General features: G+C 60.5%; 2 protein-coding genes. One reads left to right on the forward strand and one right to left on the reverse strand.

From position 1 onward, the window contains the following. Positions 1-123 precede the first annotated feature (123 nt). A complete protein-coding gene (locus tag FVQ81_18380) occupies positions 124-381 on the forward strand; it encodes a hypothetical protein (GenBank protein ID MBW7998498.1) in 258 nt (85 codons plus the stop codon). Between the two features lie 325 nt (positions 382-706). Here the strand turns inward: FVQ81_18380 and FVQ81_18385 are convergent, their stop codons facing one another. After that, positions 707-2014, reverse strand: coding sequence for an IS701 family transposase (locus FVQ81_18385; GenBank protein MBW7998499.1), 1308 nt, complete (start codon positions 2012-2014; stop codon positions 707-709). Positions 2015-2390 lie beyond the last annotated feature (376 nt).

Below are 2390 nucleotides of genomic sequence, written 5' to 3' on the forward strand. Positions count from 1 at the left end.
CCAAGGAAGTTTCCGATGCCCTTGGAATCAGCGAGGGATCCGTCAGAGTCAGATTGCACCGGGTGCGCCAGTTTTTGATGGTGGCCGTGCAGGATTTATTCAGCTCGGAGGGGCAATAGCATCATGCGGATGCCAGCGGTGCTAAAGGAATGCGATGAGGTGCGGGATTTCCTGATGGAATTTCTGGACCGCAAGCTGCGCGCCTCCGACGCCCTCGTCTTTCGCCTGCACCTGCTGCTCTGCCCCCCCTGCAAAAAATATATGGGCCGCTACAAATCCAGCGTGGAACTGGCTCGAAACATCCTGGACGACCCCCCACCGACGGAACTGGTCAATCTCACCAACGAGTTCCTGGCCAAACGCAGCAAGGAAAAAAAATAGCCGCCCGCGGCGCCGCAGCGCCGGGGGGTGGCGCACGGGTGCGCCCGCGCGACCTTCGTGGCCGCGCGGCTGCTCTTTTTCCTGGGGGTTTGCGTTCCGGAGGCTGTGGCGCTAATCCACGGGGAAGGCGGTCACGGGAAAGATTGCCACGGGAAAGGCCGCAGCGGAGGGGAGCGGCACGGGGAGAATCGCTACGAGCCCGTGCCACATACTGCCTGTGGAGAAGATTCCGCGACGCGGGGTCTTCACGGCCTAGTACTACTTTGTTAGTTCAGGGCCATCACGCGATTTGGCATAGAATGCGATGACCTGTCGGAAGAGTTCCTCAAGTACGAGCCGCCGGAGTGCGGCGATACTTTTTCGCCCCACCGGGGGGGAAACCCCGCGTCGGTGGGGCAGGGTTTCTGCCAACCACCGCCGCTCCGAAGCTTTGCTGCAAGGTCAGAAAGCAATGGGCGAGCATTACCAGAGCCACGTGGCGGTGGAGACCGGGCCAGAAACGCCCTTCATATTCATCGAGTCCCAGCTCACCTTTGGCGTCCTGATAGAAGCGTTCGATGACCCAGCGCACATGAAGCAGACCCATCAACTCTTCCGGTCCGGACTCGTCGAGTCCCCAAACGAAGTACTGTTTCTGGTCGCCCGCATGGCCTTCCAAAGGACGCTCCCCGATGAGCCAGCCGCTGCTGGCAATGTGCTTGCTTCGCTGGCCGCTTCGGTAGACGCGCACTCGGGCGCATTGTTTGACCAAGGCGCCCTTGGTGCCCTCTCGCCAAGCGACTTGGTGCCACGCTTCCGCGGGCAGCCCCTCCAAAATCGCCTTGGCTTCCAGGTTCCGGATGCGCTCAGCGAGCGTGGAAACCTTGCGAGGGCGGCCTTTCCCCGAGTATGCCGGCGACGGCGGATCGCCTGGATCAGCCTCCACTTGTTCGGCCAAACGAAAGCGTACCGCCACGCCAACCGCTACCCCGTAGGGCAACTGCCGGGCTTCCAGGCCGTCGAGGAAGGCGGGCTGGTCTCCGTAGCCCGCATCGGTCAACACAGCCCTTGGCTCCAGGCCTGCATTTCGGGCCTCGTCGATCAACCCCAGTGCGATCTCTCCTTTGGTTTGAAAGCCGGTCTCCGAGGGCACCTGAGCCTTCCGGCAGCGCGGGGGGTCTTTGCTCCAGCTTTCTGGCAGGTAGAGTCGGGCCATCGCCGGCCAGTCGAAAACCCCGTCCACATAGTGGGCCGTGACCAGTACTTGGCAGTTGTCCACCCGCCCCAGCGTGCCCGAGTATTGCCGGGCGGCCCCCACGCTATGGGTTCCTTTCTTTGCGATGCCGGTGTCGTCCACCACCAGCACGCCGTCTCCTACCGAAGCGTGCTCAAGCATGTGGGCGATACGGAGGCGATCCATCTCACCGGCCTCCCATGCGGTGTTGGTGAGAAATTCCTGAAGCCGCTGATCATTGGTTCCCGGCAGCGAACGCCCCATTTGTGCCGAGGTCTTTCGGGCAAGATCCGACAGCAACCCAGTCGTGTAGCGTTCCAGCGCATGCTTGCTCTCCGTACGGCGCACAACCTTGCTGAACGGCTCCAAAAAAGCCGCCAACTCTGGCAGCGGCTCGGCTCCTGCTTTGCGAATAGCCATCGTTCCTCCCTGAATCGAAGACACGATGGCAGGATAATCCAATCATTACAGAACGAACAGCATAAACTAACAAAGTAGTACTAGAGACCACAGCGTTTCGGAAATTCGCGCTACAGGGCACCACTGCGCAGTACCCACACCTTGCTGTTTGGCATTCTGTTCGGACTTTCCGGCCTTCCATCTCGACCTTTGGCGTTCGGAATATGCGGACCGACCAATCCCCAAGTTTTCTCACGGAGTCTGAAACGCTAAATCGTGCCCTCCCGTCAGTGCCGGCCTCCTTGCGGACAGCATTGCTTTTGCGGAAAAATCTTCGCCGCACAAACGAGAAACCCTTTTTTCGGGAAAGCACCCAGGCCTAACCGTGGAAGCCACC

Source organism: Candidatus Glassbacteria bacterium, from assembly GCA_019456185.1.
Classification (GTDB): domain Bacteria; phylum Gemmatimonadota; class Glassbacteria; order GWA2-58-10; family GWA2-58-10; genus JAJRTS01.